This is a genomic window from Azonexus sp. (genome assembly GCF_049652925.1).
Taxonomy (GTDB): Bacteria; Pseudomonadota; Gammaproteobacteria; order Burkholderiales; family Rhodocyclaceae; genus Azonexus.
In genome coordinates, this window is record NZ_JBASFI010000003.1 from 1 (window position 1) to 15975 (window position 15975).

16 protein-coding genes and 1 pseudogene are annotated in these 15975 nt (G+C 58.4%); 6 read left to right on the top strand and 11 right to left on the bottom strand.

Translation table 11 applies throughout. The annotated features are described in order from the left end of the window. The 3 genes and pseudogenes from WBK19_RS01515 to WBK19_RS01525 all read left to right on the top strand — a co-directional run. Positions 1-125 (top strand): annotated as a pseudogene (locus WBK19_RS01515) (OmpA family protein); the annotation flags it as partial. 71 nt (positions 126-196) lie between these two features. Next, positions 197-901 (top strand): bifunctional 2-polyprenyl-6-hydroxyphenol methylase/3-demethylubiquinol 3-O-methyltransferase UbiG, encoded by a 705-nt coding sequence (gene ubiG, locus WBK19_RS01520; protein ID WP_511286287.1) that lies wholly within the window; start codon positions 197-199, stop codon positions 899-901. Continuing rightward, positions 894-1562, top strand: a complete 669-nt coding sequence (locus WBK19_RS01525) for an HAD family hydrolase (RefSeq protein ID WP_511286289.1) — start codon at positions 894-896, stop codon at positions 1560-1562. Before ubiG ends, WBK19_RS01525 begins: the two co-directional genes overlap by 8 nt. On the opposite strand, the gene WBK19_RS01530 is transcribed toward WBK19_RS01525, so the two are convergent. Together WBK19_RS01530 and WBK19_RS01535 are read right to left on the bottom strand one after the other, a co-directional pair. After that, positions 1540-2712, bottom strand: coding sequence for a methyltransferase (locus tag WBK19_RS01530; protein WP_511286290.1), 1173 nt, complete (start codon positions 2710-2712; stop codon positions 1540-1542). The two genes, WBK19_RS01525 and WBK19_RS01530, sit on opposite strands and share 23 nt — an antisense overlap. Continuing rightward, entirely contained in the window at positions 2709-4853 is a 2145-nt protein-coding gene (locus WBK19_RS01535) for an ABC transporter substrate-binding protein (RefSeq protein WP_511286292.1), read from the bottom strand. The genes WBK19_RS01530 and WBK19_RS01535 overlap by 4 nt, the downstream gene beginning before the upstream one ends. Before the next feature lie 94 nt (positions 4854-4947). Here WBK19_RS01535 and WBK19_RS01540 point away from each other — a divergent pair, with 94 nt between their 5' ends. The 3 genes from WBK19_RS01540 (at position 4948) to WBK19_RS01550 (ending at position 8194) form a co-directional block, all read left to right on the top strand. Next, a complete protein-coding gene (locus WBK19_RS01540) occupies positions 4948-5403 on the top strand; it encodes a peroxiredoxin (protein ID WP_511286294.1) in 456 nt (151 codons plus the stop codon). Positions 5404-5441: 38 nt separating this feature from the next. Beyond that, positions 5442-6872, top strand: coding sequence for a PhoH family protein (locus tag WBK19_RS01545; protein WP_511286296.1), 1431 nt, complete (start codon positions 5442-5444; stop codon positions 6870-6872). 80 nt (positions 6873-6952) lie between these two features. Further along, positions 6953-8194 (top strand): transglutaminase-like domain-containing protein, encoded by a 1242-nt coding sequence (locus tag WBK19_RS01550; protein ID WP_511286298.1) that lies wholly within the window; start codon positions 6953-6955, stop codon positions 8192-8194. 7 nt (positions 8195-8201) lie between these two features. On the opposite strand, the gene dnaB is transcribed toward WBK19_RS01550, so the two are convergent. The 9 genes from dnaB to WBK19_RS01595 form a co-directional block, all read right to left on the bottom strand. Continuing rightward, complete coding sequence (gene dnaB / locus WBK19_RS01555) at positions 8202-9611, bottom strand: replicative DNA helicase (protein ID WP_226495975.1); 1410 nt, start codon at positions 9609-9611, stop codon at positions 8202-8204. 65 nt (positions 9612-9676) lie between these two features. Then, positions 9677-10123: a 50S ribosomal protein L9 gene (gene rplI, locus WBK19_RS01560; protein ID WP_511286300.1), complete on the bottom strand. Its 447-nt coding sequence runs from the start codon at positions 10121-10123 to the stop codon at positions 9677-9679. 18 nt (positions 10124-10141) lie between these two features. Next, complete coding sequence (rpsR, locus tag WBK19_RS01565; RefSeq protein ID WP_011286983.1) at positions 10142-10417, bottom strand: 30S ribosomal protein S18; 276 nt, start codon at positions 10415-10417, stop codon at positions 10142-10144. Then, positions 10389-10718, bottom strand: a complete 330-nt coding sequence (gene priB, locus WBK19_RS01570) for a primosomal replication protein N (protein ID WP_511286311.1) — start codon at positions 10716-10718, stop codon at positions 10389-10391. The genes rpsR and priB overlap by 29 nt, the downstream gene beginning before the upstream one ends. Positions 10719-10739: 21 nt before the next feature. Next, on the bottom strand, positions 10740-11126 hold the full coding sequence (rpsF, locus tag WBK19_RS01575) for a 30S ribosomal protein S6 (RefSeq protein WP_511286302.1): 387 nt from the start codon (positions 11124-11126) through the stop codon (positions 10740-10742). A gap of 113 nt (positions 11127-11239) precedes the next feature. Continuing rightward, positions 11240-13021 carry an acyl-CoA dehydrogenase gene (locus WBK19_RS01580; RefSeq protein WP_511286304.1) on the bottom strand — a complete coding sequence of 594 codons (1782 nt, stop codon included), beginning with the start codon at positions 13019-13021 and terminating at the stop codon, positions 11240-11242. Next, positions 13021-14871, bottom strand: coding sequence for a type IV pilus assembly protein FimV (locus WBK19_RS01585; protein ID WP_511286306.1), 1851 nt, complete (start codon positions 14869-14871; stop codon positions 13021-13023). The genes WBK19_RS01580 and WBK19_RS01585 overlap by 1 nt, the downstream gene beginning before the upstream one ends. Beyond that, complete coding sequence (locus tag WBK19_RS01590; RefSeq protein ID WP_511286308.1) at positions 14843-15487, bottom strand: energy-coupling factor ABC transporter permease; 645 nt, start codon at positions 15485-15487, stop codon at positions 14843-14845. The genes WBK19_RS01585 and WBK19_RS01590 overlap by 29 nt, the downstream gene beginning before the upstream one ends. Positions 15488-15517: 30 nt before the next feature. Beyond that, the coding region (locus WBK19_RS01595) for an electron transfer flavoprotein subunit alpha/FixB family protein (protein WP_511286310.1) at positions 15518-15975 on the bottom strand (458 nt) is incomplete at its 5' end.

Here is a 15975-nt window from a genome sequence, read left to right on the forward strand (position 1 = left end):
AAGGCAAGGGCGAGAAGCAGCCGGTTACCGGCGACAAGTGCAAGGGCAACGCCAAGACCAAGGCCCTGATCGACTGCCTGCAGCCGGATCGTCGCGTTGATATCGAAGTCATCGGCACCAAGTAATCGGCCGACGCTTCAATGAAAGCCCTGCTTCGGCAGGGCTTTTTCTTTTCTGATCAAATTTTCTCGACCCCATGACCATGCTCAACGCCGACCCCGCCGAACTGGAAAAGTTTGGTGATCTCGCCCACCACTGGTGGGATCCGAACAGCGAATTCAAGCCGCTGCACGATATCAATCCGTTGCGACTGGACTGGATCGACCAGGCCATCGGCCTTGCCGGAAAACGCATCCTCGATGTCGGCTGCGGTGGCGGCCTGCTCTCGGAAGGCATGGCGGTACGTGGCGCCAATGTGACCGGCATCGACCTCTCGGAAAAGCCGCTGGGCGTCGCCAAGCTGCATTTACTCGAGAGCGGCCAAAAGGTCGATTACCGCAAAATTTCCGTCGAGCAACTGGCGGATGAAATGCCGGGTGCTTTCGATGCGGTGACCTGCCTTGAAATGCTCGAACACGTGCCCAACCCGTCCAGCGTCATCGCCGCTTGCGCGCGTTTGGTCAAACCGGGCGGCCAGGTTTTTCTGTCCACGCTGAACCGCAACCCGAAGTCCTACCTTTTTGCGGTAATTGGTGCTGAATACATCATGAACATGCTGCCCAGGGGCACGCATGACTACGCCAAGTTCGTCAAACCATCGGAACTGGCGCGCTGGGCCAAGCTGTCCGGACTTGAACCGGACGAAGTCGTCGGCATGAGCTACAACCCGCTAAGCAAAGTCTATTCATTGGGAACGGACACCAGCGTCAATTACCTGATGCGCGCGACGCGGCATGTTTGATGCCGTACTTTTCGACCTGGACGGGACGCTGGCTGATACGGCGCCCGACCTCGGCGAAGCAGTCAATATTTTGCTGCTAGAGGAAGGTCGACCGCAGCAATCCCTGACCGCGCTCAGGCCATATACCTCGCAAGGCGTTCGTGGACTGCTCAATGCGGGCTTCGGTATCGATAACTCGCATCCGAGCTACGAGCGTCTGTCACTGCGCTTTCTTGAGATTTACGCCGGACGCCTGTGTGACGCCACCCGCCTGTTCGACGGCATTCCCGAACTGCTCGATGCGTTGGAAGCCCTGAATCTGGGCTGGGGCATCGTCACCAACAAGCGGATGCGATTTACTGATCCACTGGTCGAGTTGCTGCAACTGACACCACGCACGAACTGCGTCGTCAGTGGCGACACGACGGCCGAGGCGAAGCCTTCGCCCTTGCCTATCCTGCATGCCTGCCAACTGCTCCGCTGCCGACCGGAACGGACTCTTTACGTCGGTGACGACCGGCGCGACATCGTCGCCGGCAACGCCGCTGGGTGCAAGACCGTGGCCGTCTCCTATGGTTATCTCGGCGACAGCGGGCCGCTGCACGCCTGGGGTGCCGATCTGGTCATCGACCATCCGAGCGAACTGGCCGACTATCTGGCTAGGCTAGTCGGGCCGAAATAAGCAGGTTGCGCGGCGTCAGACGCCGGTCGCAGAAGCTGCCCAGGCCGACCTCGTAACCCCGTTCATTGAGAAAACAGGCCAGATCGAGGACAAGCCAGACTTCGATGGCCCGACGAAAGGCATGGCGGACGATGGATAGCCGCATGACTTCGTTACGCCGCTGCCAGCCGCGGACTTCGAATTCTGTGGCAACTGAGGTCGATGGCAGCGGCAGTCCCTCCCGTTCTGCCATCCGGCCCAGAAAATCCGCGAACTCGGCACGCACCCAAGCGTCGGGCACCGGTTTGAAACTGCGGTAAGCATCGCCACTCACCGTCCGGCGATAGGAATCGAAACCGAGCTTCCAGGCAATAGCCCGATCCCGCTGCCGCGTTTCCCTCGACGACGAGGTGACGGTTTCGGTCACGGCCAGACGGGTATCGTCGCGCGTCAGCGCCAAATGCAGATTGGCCGACAGCGCCAGATAGTTTTCGGCGACGCCACGGTAGTAACAGCAGGGCGCAACATCGAAGCTGTCGACGCATTTGTCGACACCATCTCGGATCAAGCGACGATGTAGTTCGCCGCAGGCGTGCAGGGCGACGGCATGCTGGCCGGCCTGCGGCCAGTCGGTAGCGGTCAACGCATCAGAAACGACAAATTGCTGCCGGACTCCCGCCCGTTGGGCCAGACCTTCCCCCGCCTCGCACAAATTGGCATCGATCTCGAGGGTATGAACCGGCGTCTGCCAGGCCTGCGCCAGCAGGCGGCCAAGGTGGCCCTTGCCACCGCACCAGTCGAGAACTGGTTGCCGGCCCTGACCGGCCGCAGCGGCAAAGGCCTCGATTTGCTCGCGCTTGCGGCCGGGGATTTCCCAGGCCCAGTGGGCACTGCGCTCCGGCAACGATGCGCCTTGCAGTACTGGCAAATCAGCCAAGGGGGAAAGCGTGGAGACGGCCGGAACGTGACGGGCGAGCAGAGCCAACGCAGCCTCGCTGTCATCGTTTAGGCGCGCAATCTCGGCTTCGGGCAAACCCATCAGTTCATCGAACAACGACGGCCAGCGCTCGCACCATTCCGGTCGAGGCTCACGAAAGGGCTGCGGATGCCACAAGTCGTGAAAATTGAGCAGTTCGGCATCAAGCCCTTGCTGGCGCTCGATTAGCTTCACTTGAGCGCGGCCCGGCGCTCGCGGCGACGATAGCCAATAATGGCAGGGATGATGGCCAGCACCAGCACCAGCAGACCAAGCCCGAGCGGCCAGAGCACCGGGCCATTCCATTCGCGGCGGGCAGCAGCGCGTTCAGCAGTGTCGATGCGCTGGTATTTCAAGGTGTTGTTGCCAACATCGCTCGGCTTGCGATTTCTGAGCCAGCGATGGCTCAGGGTATAGCTTTTCGGGTGCAGGCCGAAAACCCAGGGCGCGTCGTGGTGCAGGATAGTGTTCATCTGGCGGACGATGCCCAGGCGCTCGGGTGTGTTGTCCATGTTTTTCATGCGCAGAAACAGGCGGTCGAATTCGGGATTGGCGTAGTTCGAGGCGTTCTCGCCGCCCTTGGCGACCTTGCCTTCGTTGCCGTCGAGCAGGAAGAAGAAATTTTCCGGGTCCGGGTAATCGGCGTTCCAGCCGAAGTAATAGAGCTGGACGTTGCCCTTGCGGATCTTGTCCTGGAAGCGGTTGAAGTCGGTCGAGCGAACGACCAGTTGCACGTCGATCTTGGCAAATTGCCGGGTCAGCCAGTCAAGCCGGGATTTTTCACCCATGCCGCCACCGGTGGTGTCGAGATTGACGACGAGCGGTTCGCCGGTTTTTTCATCGCGGCCATTCGGATAACCGGCTTCGGCGACCAGCTTTTTGGCGACCTCGACTGGCTTGCGTTTCGGCTTGCCATCGACCCAGTCGTAAACGGTGCTGTCAATCCCTTGCTCGCCCGCTTCGAAACCGAAGATCCCCGGTGGCAGAGGACTTTGCGCGGCGATGCCACGGCCGTTCTGGAAGATGGAGATGAATTCTTCCTGGTCGATGGCTATCGAAATGGCCTGGCGCAACTTGGTCGCCCGTGGCGTCAGGCCGCCGATGACCGGGTCGAGCATGTTGAAACCCATGTAGAAGGTCGACGACTTGACCGACGTCAGCAGGCGGATGCCTTTGTCGCGCATCTCGTCACTCAGTGCCACGTCGCCGCCGACATTGACGCGTACAGCTTGATCGAAGCTGTCGGAGGAAATCCCGGAAGCGTCGTAGTAACCCTGCAGGAACTTGTTCCAGTACGGGATCGCCTCTTTCTCGCGCGTGAAGATGGCCTCATCGAGGAAGGGCAGCGGCTTGCCGCAATCGTCGAGCAAGCCGGCTGCACGGTCGCCCGGCTCGCCTTCGCAGGGGTAGGTCTGGCCGTGGAAATTCGGGTTGCGCGAGAGAACCATGCGGCGGTTCGGATCGTTTTCGCTGAGCATGAACGGGCCAGTGCCGACCGGCCACCAGTCCAGCGTCAGGTTCTTTTCCGCCATGCCGGGCTGGCTGAAAAAGCGGTCGACCTCGCGCGGCACCGGCGCAAAAAACGGCATGGCCAGCCAGTAGAGAAACTGCGGGTACTTGCCCTTGATTCGGATGCGCCAGGTCAGCGCGTCGACCTTCTCAACGCCGCTCAGCGGGTAGGCATCGAGATCGAGCCATTCACTCGCAGGCTTGTCCTTGGCGGCTTTCTGCAGGCTGTCGCCGAGTTCCTTCAAGCCAACGATCTTGTCGGCCATCATGCCGAAAATCGGCGAATGCAGGTGCGGGTGGGCTAGGCGCTTGATCTGGTAGATGTAGTCGTCGGCGCGCAGTTCGCGCGTACCGACCGTGGGGAAATCGGCCATGGTCTGCCGTTTGGCGATTTCATTTTTGGCCAAAATTTCCGGTTGACCGTGGGAATCGAGCGCGAAGGCCGGATGCGGCTGGAAACGGATACCCGGCTTGAGTTTCAGCTCATAAACACTCTCGGCGATGCGCTCAACCGGCGCATCGTGGGGCAATTCGCGCCCGGCCGCGTCGTAGAAACGCGGCACCGGCACCTGCTCGACGGTAGCCGGAATCAACTCGTAAGGCCGCTTCAGATAGTGGTATTGCAGCGGCGGCTCATAGATCTGCCCCGTGAAGGTAATCTCGTCCTCGGCATAGGAGCGCGCCGGGTCGAGATGCTTGGGCCGGTCGGTGAAGGCCGTGTAGAGAATGTTGCGTCCGCCATCGGCGGCCGGGTACGGATCGTTCCAGGCCTGCCCGCAGCCGGACAGGGCGATGACGACAACGAGGCTCGCGCAGATTTTTCGCATGGACAGAAGTTTAACAAATGCCCGCCGGACCGCTTGACCTGCCTGCGGTGAATTGCCCACAATGCCTCAAACACCACAACACAGAGGCATTGCCATGCTCGACACCCCAATCCCCGACTTCTCCCTGCCGGCCACCGGCGGCACCACTTTCAGCCTGGCCGCCCAAGCTGGCAAGGTCGTCGTGATCTATTTCTACCCGAAGGACAGCACCCCGGGCTGCACAACCCAAGGGCAAAATTTCCGCGATCTGCACGACCAATTCATCGCCGCCAACGCCGTCGTTCTCGGCATTTCGCGCGATAGCCTGAAGTCACACGAAAACTTCAAGGCCAAACAAAGCTTCCCCTTCGAACTGGGCTCCGATGCCGATGAAGCCATCTGCACCCTGTTCGCTGTCATGAAAATGAAAAACATGTATGGGAAACAGGTGCGGGGAATTGAACGGAGCACCTTCGTCATTGACCGTAGCGGCGTTCTGCGCCGCGAATGGCGTGGTGTCAAAGTCCCCGGCCACGTTCAGGAAGTTCTTGATTTCGTCAAAACCCTTTAACCCTTTTTACTTCTCCCACCCAACCAAAGGCCCACTCCATGCCGCGCAAGCCCGCAGCCATCAAGAAGCCCGCCGTTACCAAAATTTTCGTCCTTGACACCAACGTGCTCATGCACGACCCAAGCAGTCTTTTCAGATTCGAAGAACACGACGTCTTCCTGCCTATCATGACGCTGGAAGAGCTCGACAACCACAAGAAGGGCATGTCCGAAATTGCCCGCAATGCCCGCCAGACCTCACGGATGCTGGACGAATTGCTGGCCGCCAACGGCGAGGACGACATCGATGAAGGCATCGATCTCTACGGTCCGTCGAAAAAGCTGGCCAGCGGCCGGCTCTTCCTGCAGACCGAAGCTATCAGCGCCGATCTGCCGCAAGGCCTGCCGACCTCCAAGGTCGACAACCAGATCCTCTCGGTGGTCATCCACCTCCAGAAGAAATTCCCCAAGCGCCCGGTCATCCTGGTGTCGAAAGACATCAACATGCGCATCAAGTCGCGCGCCCTCAACCTGCTCGCCGAGGACTACTTCAACGACAAGGTGCTCGAGGACACCGACATCCTCTACACCGGCACTCGCGCCCTGCCCGACAACTTCTGGGACAAGCACGGCAAGAGCATGGAGTCGTGGAAGAAGGACAGCCGGACCTATTACAAGGTCACCGGCCCGCTCTGTCCGCAGATGCTGGTCAATGAATGCATCTGGCTAGAAAAGGACGGTTTCACGGCCATCGTCAAGGAATCTGCCGGCAAGACCGCCGTTCTCGAAACGCTGATCGACTACACCCATCCGAAGAATGCCGTGTGGGGCATCATGGCGCGCAATCGCGAACAGAATTTCGCGATGAACCTGCTCATGAATCCGGATATCGATTTCGTCACCCTGCTTGGCCAGGCCGGTACCGGCAAGACGCTACTAACCCTGGCTGCCGGCCTGACCCAGGTATTGGAAAGCAAGCTGTTTGCCGAAATCATCATGACCCGCGCCACCGTTCCGGTTGGTGAAGACATCGGCTTCCTGCCCGGCACCGAGGAAGAAAAAATGGCGCCGTGGATGGGCGCCCTCGAAGACAATCTTGATGTACTGACCCACACCGACGAAGCGAGCAGCGGCGCCTACGGCGGCGACTGGGGCAAGGCGGCGACGAACGACATCATCCGTTCGCGGATCAAGATCAAGTCAATGAACTTCATGCGCGGCCGGACCTTCCTCAAGAAATTCCTGATTATCGACGAAGCCCAGAACCTGACGCCGAAGCAGATGAAAACGCTGGTCACCCGCGCCGGCCCCGGCACCAAGGTGGTCTGTCTGGGCAACATTGCGCAGATCGACACGCCTTACCTGACAGAGGGCAGTTCGGGCCTGACCTACGTTGTAGACCGCTTCAAGGGCTGGCCGCACTCTGGTCACATAACGTTACAACGCGGGGAGCGCTCCCGCTTGGCCGACCACGCGGCCGAAGTGCTATAATTGTTCCATCAATCAAGGGGCCGTGTCAGTGACACGGCCTTTTCGTTTCAACCACGGATTGTTTCAGCCGGAGGAGTTTCTTGAAACGTCGCGATTTTCTAGCATCAGCCGCAGCACTCTCGCTATTCGTCACCGACGCATGGGCAGCAAAGAAGCAGGCCAAAGCTGGTTCGACCAAGGCAAGCACGGGCAAGCCGGTGAAAAAACCAGCCGCCAGAACAGGCCAGCGAAAAGGCAAAGTCAGCTACAAGCCTCAACAGCCGGTAGCCCATACCGCAGAAGATTCGGTGATCGAGCGACCGCCGCAAGGTACGTCCGCCTCCCGTCTGCCACCCGTCAAAGCGCCGGAACCACCGAGCGAATGGCGCACCTTTGAGATCACGACGACGGTCAACCTGAAAAACAGAAGCGGCGCCGCCAAGCTCTGGCTACCCCTTCCGCTCAACCAGGATACGCTGTATCAGCGCACCCTCGGACACACTTGGGCCGGCAATCAGGCCAACGCCAGCATGCGCCGCCTGCCGGATGGCGACCTTGAGGTCTTCTACTGCGAATGGCCGGACAGCGGCGATGCCCGGCTTCAGTTAACTACACTGGTTACCACAGCTGACCGCCATTTTGACGTCACCAAACGGACGGTCGCCCCGGAGCGCGAAGACATCCTGCGCCGCAACCTCCAAGCCTCCCAGCTTATCCCCAACGATGGCCTGGCCTTCCAGCTTGGCGAGCGCATCCTGGGACGTATCAAGGACCCGGTAGCCCAAGCCAAGGCCATCTATGAATGGGTCGTCGACAACACCACTTACGATCTCTCCCTGCCCGGAAGCGGCACCGGTGATGTTCGCCGGCAGTTGATCCAGGGGCAATACGGCGGGCGCTCGGCTGACATCAACGGCCTCTTTGTCTCGATCTGCCGGGCCATCGGCATTCCGGCACGTTGTGTTTACGGCATGCGTACCGGATCGTCACGGCTGTTTCGAAGCCTCGGACTGAGCAGCGATGATGCGACGCGTGGCCATCATGTCCGTGCTGAATTTTACGTGCCGGGCTACGGATGGATCCCGGTTGATCCCAGCGATGTGCGCCGTGCGATTTCCATGGAAGTTCTTTCCGATCGCGACAGCAAGCTGATCTCGCTGAAGAAAATCCTGTTCGGCGTGTGGGAAATGAACTGGATTGCCTTCAACTTGGGGACCGATGTCGTCCTGCCAGGAAAGAATTCAGCCATCCCCTTCCTTCTCATGCCGCAACTGGAATCATCGGGCAGTCGTGCTGACGCAGCCCTCCAGTACAGCATCCGTACCCGGCAGGTCGTTCTGTAGACGAACCTCAGTTCTGCGAATCGATGAAGCCGCCGCTAGCCAGATTCTGGAAGCGAGTGAATTCGCCGACGAAGTTCAGGCGCACCGTACCGGTCGGGCCGTTACGCTGCTTGCCGATAATAACTTCGGCCAAGCCCTTGTTGTCCTGGCTTTCCTTGTTGTAATACTCGTCGCGGTACATCATCAGGATCACGTCGGCATCCTGTTCGATAGCGCCTGACTCACGCAAGTCGGACATCATCGGCCGCTTGTCAGTCCGCTCCTCAACCTTCCGCGACAACTGCGATAGGGCGACGATAGGCACCTGCAGCTCTTTGGCCAGGGATTTGATCGAGCGGGAGATTTCCGAAACTTCGGTCGCCCGATTTTCGCCTTGCCGATTACCGCTCATGAGCTGGATGTAGTCGATGACAATAAGCCCCAATTTCCCGCCGTATTGTCGCGCCAGACGTCGGGCGCGGGCACGCAGATTGGCCGGACTCAGACCGCCCGTTTCATCAATATATATCGGCGCTTCATGCAATTTGCCGAGCGCGAAGGACAGCTTGGACCACTCTTCGTCGTTCATCCTGCCTGTACGCAGGCTTTGCGAATTAAGGCGCCCGATCGAGGCCAGCATCCGCATGGCCAACTGGGCTCCACCCATTTCCATCGAAAATACACCAACCGGCAGACCGCTTTCGACCGCAACATTTTCAGCAATATTCAGCGCAAACGCGGTCTTCCCCATCGACGGACGACCCGCAACAATAATCAGGTCTCCCGGTTGAAAACCTGACGTTTTCTGGTCGAGATCGATAAAACCGGTCGGCACGCCGGTGATATCGGAAGGATTGTCCCTGTCGTGCAACTCCTGGATCCGCTCAACCACCTGAGTCAACAAGGGGTTGATATGGACAAAACCTTCGCTGTGCCCCGCCCCTGCTTCCGCAATCCTGAAAATCTTCGATTCCGCTTCATCAAGCAGCGTCTCGGCATCCCGGCCTAGCGGATTCAACGCATCGGCGGCAATCTCGTCAGCTGTAGCAACAAGCTTGCGCAATACCGAACGCTCACGAACGATTTCGGCATAACGTTTGATGTTAGCCGCCGAGGGCGTATTGGCCGCCAACTCACCAAGGTAGGCCAGCCCACCGGTCTGATCCCCCTCACCGGCCGCATCAAGCGCCTCGGCAACCGTAACCACATCGGCTGGCTTGGCGTTATCCAGCAACTTGCGAATCTGCCGGAAAATCCGCCGGTGTTCATCCCGGTAGAAATCCGTTTCGGCAACCTGATCGCCAATTCGGTCCCAAGCCTGATTATCGAGCAACAAGCCACCCAAAACCGACTGCTCTGCCTCGATTGAGTGAGGAGGCACACGCAGGTGATCAAGAGTGGAATCAGAGATTCTTGGCTTTGGCGGACGTTGATTCATGGCGGCAAGTTTAAATTAAAAAGGCCTCGCAATCGCGAGGCCTTTTTGGTGGGTGATGTCCGGAATTACTCGGCGACCACAGCCACGGTGATGTTGGCCAGCACGTCGGTGTGCAGGGCAACGTCGAGCGGGAACTCGCCGATTGCCTTGAGCGGACCGTCCGGCATGCGGATGGCCGACTTGTCGACATCGAAGCCAGCCGCCTTGAGGGCGTCAGCGATATCAACGTTACCGACCGAACCGAACAGACGACCATCCATGCCGGCCTTGCGGGCGACGGAAACGGCAGTACCGTTCATCTTGTCAGCAACAGCCTGGGCAGCCGCCAGCTTTTCAGCAGCGAGCTTTTCCAGTTCGGCGCGGCGCACTTCAAATTCGGCCATGGCAGCCGGCGTAGCACGCTTGGCCATACGTTGCGGAATCAGGAAGTTACGGGCATAGCCGTCCTTGACCTTGACCACATCGCCGAGATTACCGAGGTTAACAACCTTTTCGAGCAGAATGATTTGCATGTTTCGTCTCCTCGAAAATTATTGATGGTTATCGGTGTACGGCAGCAGTGCCATGAAGCGGGCGCGCTTGATAGCGGTGCCCAGCTGGCGCTGATAACCGGCCTTGGTGCCGGTCAAACGAGCCGGCATGATCTTGGCGTTTTCCTGGATGAATTCCTTGAGGACATCCACATCCTTGTAGTCGATCTGTTCGACCTTTTCAGCCGTGAAGCGGCAGAACTTGCGACGCTTGAACAGGCCGCCACCGCGCTTCTTTTTCTTGTCGTCATCCTTCTTCTTGAAGAACCGAGCCATTTTCATTTCCTTCCAAAAATTCGAGTGTATTCACATGCAATACGGGAGCCTTGCTGTTGCGGCTCTTGGCAGCCAGAAATCCAGTCAGTTTGACCGTCCCACCGAGGGGTGCCGCCTCCAGCCAGCGGGCAGTTTCGCCCAGGGCCACGACAGCAATTTCCACTTCCACCAAGCGCTCTACACCACTTTCAGTTTGCGAGGAGCTGTGTTGCAGCCATCCTTCGCTAACCGGGAGACCAGCCGGTGTGTAGCGCAATGCCTTGCGCTCGACCAGTTTTCCCGAGAGAGTGATGCAGTTCAGCCGTAATTCCCGTACAGAGTCTTAGACAGCGGCAGCCGCTTCAACCGGAGCAGCCGGAGCTGCATCGGCAGGCATCATCGACTTGGACTTCTCTTCCTTCATCATCGGGGAAGGAGTCGTCACAGCCGCTTTCATCTTGACGGTCAGGTGGCGCAGCACAGCGTCGTTGAACTTGAACGAATGTTCGAGTTCGTTCAGCGTTTCGCCGTCGCACTCGATGTTCATCAGAACGTAGTGGGCCTTGTGGATCTTCTGGATAGGGTAAGCCAGTTGACGGCGGCCCCAGTCTTCCAGACGATGAATGGTGCCGTTCTTGGCGGCAACAATGGCGCGATAGCGCTCGACCATGCCGGGCACCTGTTCGCTTTGGTCCGGATGGACGATAAAGCAGATTTCGTAATGGCGCATGCAATCTCCTTTTGGGATAAACCCTCCACCATGCGGGTGCGGTAGGGCAAGGTTGAAAAGCCCACGATTATATCAGCAGTCGTGGGCTTTTGGCGAAAACAAGGGACTGATTGTCAGAAACTGTCGTCGGCTAGTTCCAAGGCTCCGGCCGCACCGGCAACCACAGACTCGGCCAGACCAGCAGCCTGAGTCAGGAAATGATCGGCATAAAACTGCGTCGTTGCCAGTTTTGCAGCCCAAAAAGGATCTGTTTCTCCCGCGGCAATCTTATTGCGTGCAATCACCGCGGCACGCCCCATCTGCCAGCCACCAGCGACGATCCCGAACAGATAGAGAAAAGGTACAGCCCCGGCATGTGCCGCCTTTGGATCCGTAGAGAAATTGGCAACGATCCAGGAAACAGCCTTCTCCAGCGCGTCGACCGCCGCACTCTGACGGGCACCAATTGCTACCAGATCGCCATCAAGGTGCGCTACCGCTGATCGCATGTCCGCAATCACAGCCATGACCGTTGAACCCTTTTCACGAGCAATCTTGCGACCAATCAGATCATTGGCCTGAATGGCAGTCGTCCCCTCGTAGATGGCGGTAATACGCGCATCGCGCAGATGCTGCGCAGCACCGGTTTCCTCGATATAACCCATGCCACCATGGACTTGCACGCCCAGCGAAGCGATATCAATGGCACTCTCGGTGCTCCACCCCTTGACGACCGGAATCAACAAATCGGCAAAAGCCCTGGCCTTTTCGCGCGCAGCGTCATCCGGGTTGCCATGCGCATTGTCCTGCGCGGCGGCCGTCACATAGGCCAGCGCCCGCATCGCCTCAATACGGGCCCGCATGGACAGCAACATGCGGCGAACGTCGGGATGCTTGATGATCGGCACTTTCGGGCCGCCCCGGACACCGACTTCCGTACCCTGGACGCGCTCCCTGGCAAAGACCACCGCACGCTGATAGGCACGCTCGGCATCGCCCAGACCTTCAAGACCGACGTTAAAGCGTGCCGCGTTCATCATGATGAACATGTATTCGAGGCCACGATTCTCCTCGCCAACCAGCGTACCGATGGCCCCACCATGATCGCCGAAGGCCAGCACGGCCGTGGGGCTGCCATGAATGCCCAGTTTGTGTTCGATGGAAACGCAATAAACGTCATTGCGTTCCCCCGGCGTGCCGTCGACCTTGAGCAGGAACTTGGGCACGACGAATAGTGAAATACCCTTGACGCCCTCAGGTGCACCGGGGGTTCGCGCCAACACGAGATGGACGATGTTGTCCGTCATGTCGTGCTCACCGTAAGTGATAAAAATCTTCTGTCCGAAAATCCTGTACGTTCCATCACCCACTGGCTCGGCACGCGAACGCACTGCCGCGAGATCGGAGCCCGCCGAAGGCTCGGTCAGGTTCATTGTGCCAGTCCAATCACCGGAAACCAGATTTGGCAGATAAGCCGCTTTCTGCTCATCTGTACCGGCAATCATCAAAGCCTCAATGGCGCCTTGCGTCAACATCGGACACAGCGAGAAGGCGTGATTGGACGCTTTCCACATTTCACTGACAGCCGTAGAGAGGAGCTTGGGCAAGCCCTGCCCACCAAACTCGGGGTCGCAACCGAGGCCATTCCAGCCATTGTCAACAAACTGGCGATAGGCTTCCTTGAACCCCGGCGAAGTCGTAACGACGGTATCTTTCCATTTGGCGCCATCCCTGTCGCCAACCCGGTTCAATGGCGACAAAACCTCACCGGCGAAGCGGGCAGCCTCTTCGAGAATGGCGCCAACGACGTCTGGCGTTGCCTCTTCACACCCTGGTAGCGAAACCACCTGATCAAGGCCAGCCAGTTCCTGCATGACAAAACGCATTTCTTTCAGCGGGGCAAGATATTCGCTCATCAGATTTTTTCCATACGGTTAGCGGTTTCTTTTAGCTCAATCAGGAACAACACATCCTCGACCACCGGCAAGGAAAAGCCCAGGCGTTGGCCGCCCCGGTTGTCACGCAGCAACTGGTACATATAGCCGACGACATCGCCGGAATTCCACAGATCGACGATCGTATTCACCAGGCGGGGCAGGTCTTCCAGGGTCTGTGGCCGGGGCGCGACGGGATGTTCGCCGGAAACATCTATTCCCGAAAGAGCATCATCCCAACTCTGAACCTCGACATTAAAATGCAGGTTGAGGTTGCGGGCAACATTTTCAAACTCGGCACGCATGCCAGCCATCCGGTACACATCCATCAAGCGAATCCACGGCTGCAACGCTTCTTGCGGATTGTGGTCAATGTATTCCTGCAAAGCCTGGGCCGCGCCCTTTACTCGACCAAACGAGAGCATGATATCGGCCAGTTCCATGACGGGATTGGCTTCAAAATGCTCATCCAAGGTCGTCGCATTGATTGACATCAGGGAGTCGTGTCCACGCTCAGGTGCCTTCGCCGGCGCCTCCGATTGACCGGACTGGCTTTCGCTTCCACCGACATCAAGCTCGACATCCACCTGCATCGGCATGCCCATGGCCACCGGCTCGAAGGGAAGGTCGACGCCTCCAAGCTCTTCGTGCTCTTCGGCGCGCTTCGGGTCAACCTTCAATTCGGGAATCAGGATAGGGGATTCGGAATCGCCGACACCCAGCATCTTCTCTCGATAATTTCTCCACCCGAGCCACCCCGCCAGACCGAGCACAGATCCAATCAACACGCCGTAAAGCGTCCACTCAGACAACCCCGACGACTCCTCCACGACCGGAGGCGATTTTGGCTGCTGCCTGACCGGGATATCCCCCGATGGCAGTGGTGCAGCGACAGAGGGAAGCGAAGCATTTGGAGCTCCGCCATCAGGCGCGGAGGAACCTGGAATGGTCACTGCGCCATCCGTTTCCACTCGCTTGGCAAACTCTGCCGCACGCTGCTGGAGTTCGCCCAGCGTGCCTTCCATGTTCCGCAATTTTTCGGCAGTGGCCATTTGCGACGTGGCCTGCTCGTGCATGGCCATCAACATCCGGAACTCAAGACGCAATATTTCGCGCTGTGTCTCCTTGGTTTCTGCACCACCCAAGGACAAACCAGTCGCCAGACGCAGAGATGGCTCAGCGACATAGCCGTCATCCGACAGCATCAGGCGGTCTGGCATTCCACGAGTGACGGGGCGTTTTTCAGCACGCCGGACAGGCAACCTTGGCGGCTCATCGTTGACCGCAGGAGTGATAGAACGAACCCGGACCGGCCGCTGAACCGGTTGCCTATCGGAAGTCGCCGCAACTTCACGTTGACGCGGCTCTGCCGTAGGAGATTGCCCCCCCCCGAGCGGATATGCCATGAGAATATACTCTCGGGATATTTCATGCCCGCAACCCAAGTAAACCGCCAATTGCATGATCGGTTCTCGCAAGGGCACATCCGAGCGAATTTCGAGAACTGGCTGGACGCCTTTGCGCACACTAAAGCCGGCTTTTCTGAGCCACGGAAGATCGCCGGACCCGGGCGGCTGCACAAGGCGAAAACAATTGGCGTCAAGCTTTTGTTTTTCTGCGCCCAGGAGATCGATTTCCAGCTGAATCCGCTCCCCCAGAACCGGCTGCCCACGCAAATCGCCCAAGCCGACCGCAAACGCGCCACCCGAGAAAGCGAGCATCAAGACCGGTAAAAAATAGCGATAAGCAAGGCGCTTCAAAGAAGAAACTCCAAATGACATTAAATTATTGAAATTGTAGCTGTTATTTTCCTGCCAGATAAGTGGAATCATCGAAGCTACCTACCCATTCAGGCCGGTAAACAACGAATAAGGTCATCAACATCCCCGACAACCACGCTTCAGAGAACGCAAGCAGCACAAAATAGGGGAAATATTCGCTGATCAGATAGTCCCATTCATAAGCGCCAGCCGTTGCCAGCAGGACCGTAGCAGCGAAGCCAACACCAACAATCGTCAATGCAGCGCCAAGAAATCCATTTACGAAGATAAAGACAAAGAAATGTCTGGGCAGCACACCGGAAAAAACACGGAAGAAAAACTGGCTCAACCCCACACTCAAGCCAGCCAGCAGCATGGCGTTAGCGCCATAGGCGAACGGTCCGGCAGCGCCATTCAAGGTAATGCCGAGCGTTACCAGGGAGAGCCCAACAAAAGCCAGATGTGGCCCGAAGCTGAGCGTAAACACCGTCGCCCCGAGCAGGTGAAACGTCAGGCCGGGCTTGATGCCAGCCTTGAGGCTCCAGACAACAGTGAGCAAAACAACCATCCCAAGCCACACGTTGAGCTGCTCGGAATCCTTTAGTCGCCGCCAAGGGGCGCGCCAAAGACTGCGGGCGAAAAACAGCACCCAGGCGATCCAGGCCGCCCAGTACCATCCTTCGCCCATCAAGGTATCTGTCAGATTCACATAGCTATTTTAGCCGACAGCTCCGACCAATTGCGGCACCACTTCGAACAAATCGCCAACCAAGCCGTAATCCGCCACCTGGAAGATCGGTGCATCCGGATCCTTGTTGATGGCGACGATGACTTTCGACTCCTTCATGCCAGCCAGATGCTGGATGGCCCCCGAGATGCCGATGGCGATGTACAGCTGCGGCGCAACGATCTTGCCGGTCTGACCGACCTGGTAGTCGTTCGGCACGAAGCCGGCATCGACCGCGGCACGGCTTGCACCGAGGGCCGCACCAAGCTTGTCGGCGAGCGGCTCAAGGAGCTTGTGGTAGTTCTCGCCACTGCCCAAACCGCGACCACCGGAAACGATGATCTTGGCGGCACCAAGTTCGGGACGTTCGGACTTGGTCAGTTCGCGGTTGGTGAGCGTGCTTTGGGCGGTGTCGGCAGCGGCAGTGATGCTTTCGATTTTTGCCGCAT

Excerpts from the sequence above, each read along its gene's own strand:
- ubiG (WP_511286287.1), top strand. The coding sequence starts at position 197 with ATGACCATGCTCAACGCCGACCCCGCCGAACTGGAAAAGTTTGGTGAT.
- WBK19_RS01525 (WP_511286289.1), top strand. The coding sequence starts at position 894 with ATGTTTGATGCCGTACTTTTCGACCTGGACGGGACGCTGGCTGATACG.
- WBK19_RS01535 (WP_511286292.1), bottom strand. The coding sequence starts at position 4,853 with ATGCGAAAAATCTGCGCGAGCCTCGTTGTCGTCATCGCCCTGTCCGGC.
- WBK19_RS01540 (WP_511286294.1), top strand. The coding sequence starts at position 4,948 with ATGCTCGACACCCCAATCCCCGACTTCTCCCTGCCGGCCACCGGCGGC.
- WBK19_RS01545 (WP_511286296.1), top strand. The coding sequence starts at position 5,442 with ATGCCGCGCAAGCCCGCAGCCATCAAGAAGCCCGCCGTTACCAAAATT.
- dnaB (WP_226495975.1), bottom strand. The coding sequence starts at position 9,611 with ATGAATCAACGTCCGCCAAAGCCAAGAATCTCTGATTCCACTCTTGAT.
- rplI (WP_511286300.1), bottom strand. The coding sequence starts at position 10,123 with ATGCAAATCATTCTGCTCGAAAAGGTTGTTAACCTCGGTAATCTCGGC.
- rpsR (WP_011286983.1), bottom strand. The coding sequence starts at position 10,417 with ATGGCTCGGTTCTTCAAGAAGAAGGATGACGACAAGAAAAAGAAGCGC.
- rpsF (WP_511286302.1), bottom strand. The coding sequence starts at position 11,126 with ATGCGCCATTACGAAATCTGCTTTATCGTCCATCCGGACCAAAGCGAA.
- WBK19_RS01580 (WP_511286304.1), bottom strand. The coding sequence starts at position 13,021 with ATGAGCGAATATCTTGCCCCGCTGAAAGAAATGCGTTTTGTCATGCAG.
- WBK19_RS01585 (WP_511286306.1), bottom strand. The coding sequence starts at position 14,871 with ATGATTCCACTTATCTGGCAGGAAAATAACAGCTACAATTTCAATAAT.
- WBK19_RS01590 (WP_511286308.1), bottom strand. The coding sequence starts at position 15,487 with ATGGGCGAAGGATGGTACTGGGCGGCCTGGATCGCCTGGGTGCTGTTT.